The sequence below is a fragment of the Streptomyces sparsus genome (assembly GCF_054776295.1).
The window spans coordinates 1-2,689 of sequence record NZ_BAAHCA010000675.1; the positions used below are offsets into that span (position 1 = coordinate 1).

Consider the following 2,689-nt stretch of genomic DNA (forward strand, 5'->3'; position numbering starts at 1 on the left):
TCCGCGGCACGGCTGGCGGAGGTCAGGACCACCGGGACGCCGGTCCCGGTGGCGATCCGGGCCGCGTCCGCCTTGGTGACCATGCCGCCGGTGCCCACGCCGGACTGCCCCACGCTGCCCAGCGAGACGGTGTCCAGGTCGGCGGGCCCGCGCACCTCGTGGAGACGGCGGGCGCCGGGGGTGCTGGGGTCACCGTCGTAGAGGCCGTCCACGTCCGAGAGCAGGACCAGCAGGTCGGCCCGCACCAGGTGCGCCACGAGCGCGGCCAGCCGGTCGTTGTCCCCGAACCTGATCTCGTCGGTGGCGACGGTGTCGTTCTCGTTGACGATCGGCACCGCGCCCATCACCAGCAGCTGCTCCAGCGTCCGGAAGGCGTTGCGGTAGTGGCCGCGGCGGCTGGTGTCGTCCGAGGTCAGCAGCACCTGGCCGACGCGGCGGCCGTATCGCGCGAACGAAGCCGTGTAGCGGGCGACCAGCAGACCCTGGCCGACGCTGGCGGCGGCCTGCTGGCGGGCCAGGTCCCGCGGCCGGCGGGGCAGGCCGAGCGGGGACAGTCCGGCGGCGATGGCACCGGAGGAGACCAGGACGACCTCCTTGCCCTCGTCGCCCTCCCTGGCGCCGTAGGCCGCGAGCACGTCCACCAGGGCGTCGACCCGGTCCGCGTCCAGTCCGCCGGCCGCCGTGGTCAGCGAGGACGAACCCACCTTCACGACGACCCTGCGGGCCCGCAGCACCTCGGGCCTCGTCCCCTCCGTCTGTTCCGCACCTGCCGCTGCCACCGGTGATCCCCGCGCTCCGTGTCGTGTCCGCCGTGGTCGTACCCGTCCACCGCGGCGTCCGTGCTCTGCCGTGGTCGTGCTTGCTCTGCCGTGTCGGTGCGCGTCCGCTGTGGTCACGCCTGCTTCCGGCCGCAATGTACGCCAGCCCGCCCGGCGGTGTGCGGCCGGTCCAGCGGCCGGACCCGACGTCCCCGAGTCCGCTTCGTGCACTGAACGTGTCCATTCGGTTACTCTCACGGACGTCGAGGTGGACGGCCGGTCGCGGCTCCGGCGCCCCGGGCGGGTCCCGCCGACTTCCGGCGGATCCGGAGGAAGCGGCCAACTCCCGTAGAATCAAGGCGGGTGCCAGCACCGCGAGTGCCGACCGACCGCTGCCACGCGCCGCCTCAAACGTGTGCTTGATCACCGGCAATTGTCACGTCACGGCGCTACGGCATACGGTCGGGGGTCATCCCGGTCGCCCCCACCTCCGACCGCCCCATCCGATCGCCTCCTGCCAGGAGCCAGCCCGTGCCGTTCGCCGGACTCGTTTTCCGCCGCGTGGGACAGCTCTCCGCCCTCCTCGCGATGCTGGTGTTCTTCTCCGCCCAGCTCGCCGGAGCGCTGCTGCCCAGCGTCCCCCTGTTCATCACCGCCTCCGCGGCGGGCTTCCTCCTCGACCTGTACCTGCACCACCGGCAGCCCGGCCTGCTGGCGCTGCTGGGCAGGGTCCGCTTCGACGTGCCCACCCGTCAGCTGCTGCGCGACATGCTGCTGGTGATCGGACTGGTCCAGGCGCCGGGCATCGACCCGCTGGCGGAGGCTCCCCTGGTCATGCTGCTGCTGGGCGCCTACGCCGCCCACTTCGGCTGCCAGGCTGTCGCCCTGCTGGTGCGACGCAACCGGACGCTGCCGATCCTCACCCGCAACATCGACACCTCGGCGCTGCGGCTGTCGCCCGCTCCCCCGCGCATCCTCGCCAGACAGCCCAGCCGGCGGCTCCTGCACTTCATGCTCCCGGCCACGGCGGGCCTGCTGGCCACCGCCGCCACCCAGGAGATCCTCTTCGGCGCGGTCGGTGTCGCGGTCAGCCTGGTGCTGTTCCTCGCCGGCGCGGCGCTGCTCGCGACCTGGATGCTGCCGGGGAAGCGCACCCCCGGCGAGCGGGAGGTACTGGCCTGGCTCGACAGCTGGCTGGCCACCTGCAAGCCGACGGTCGCGATGTACTTCTCCGGCGGTCCGACCTCGGCCTACCAGGCCAACATGTGGCTCTCCACGCTCTCCGAGCTGGACGCGAAGCCGCTGATCGTGCTGCGTGAGCGCTTCATGATGCAGAAGATCGACGCGACGGACGTGCCCGTGGTGTGCATCCCGAAGGTCGCCCATCTGATGTCGCTGGAGCACTCCTCGCTCAAGGCGATGGTGCACCCGGCGAACTCCGGCAAGACCTCCCAGGTGCTGCGCATCCCGTCCATCAAGCACGCCTTCATCAACCACGGCGAGAGCGACAAGCTTTCCAGCTGCAACCCGTACGCCAAGGCGTACGACGAGGTGTGGGTGGCCGGCGCCGCGGCCCGCGAGCGCTACCAGCTCGCCGACATCGGCGTCGACGACCACGACGTGGTGGAGGTGGGACGTCCGCAGCTGGCCCCCATCGAGCCGCACAGGGGCGCGCCCACGGGGGCTTTCACCACGGTGCTCTACGCCCCCACCTGGGAGGGCTGGACGGACGACCCGGGCAACACCTCGGTGATCCTGGCCGGTGAGAACATCGTCCGCGCGCTGCTGGCCGACCCCGGCGTCCGCCTGCTCTACAAGCCGCACCCGATGACCGGCTCGGTCGACCCCCGAGCTGGCGCGGCCAACTCCCGCATCCAGGCCATGATCGCCGAGGCCAACCGGGTGCGCGCCGCAGAGCCGGGCCGCGCCCG

The 2,689-nt window shown here is 72.3% G+C and carries 2 protein-coding genes; one reads left to right on the plus strand and one right to left on the minus strand.

Features of this window, described 5'->3' with window-relative positions:
• A partial coding sequence (proB, locus tag ACYVE9_RS21980; protein WP_461029616.1) for a glutamate 5-kinase occupies window positions 1-779 on the minus strand: 779 nt, incomplete at its 3' end.
• 510 nt (window positions 780-1,289) lie between these two features.
• Here proB and ACYVE9_RS21985 point away from each other — a divergent pair.
• Window positions 1,290-2,689, plus strand: a 1,400-nt coding sequence (locus tag ACYVE9_RS21985) for a hypothetical protein (protein WP_461029617.1), incomplete at its 3' end; no start/stop codon positions are given.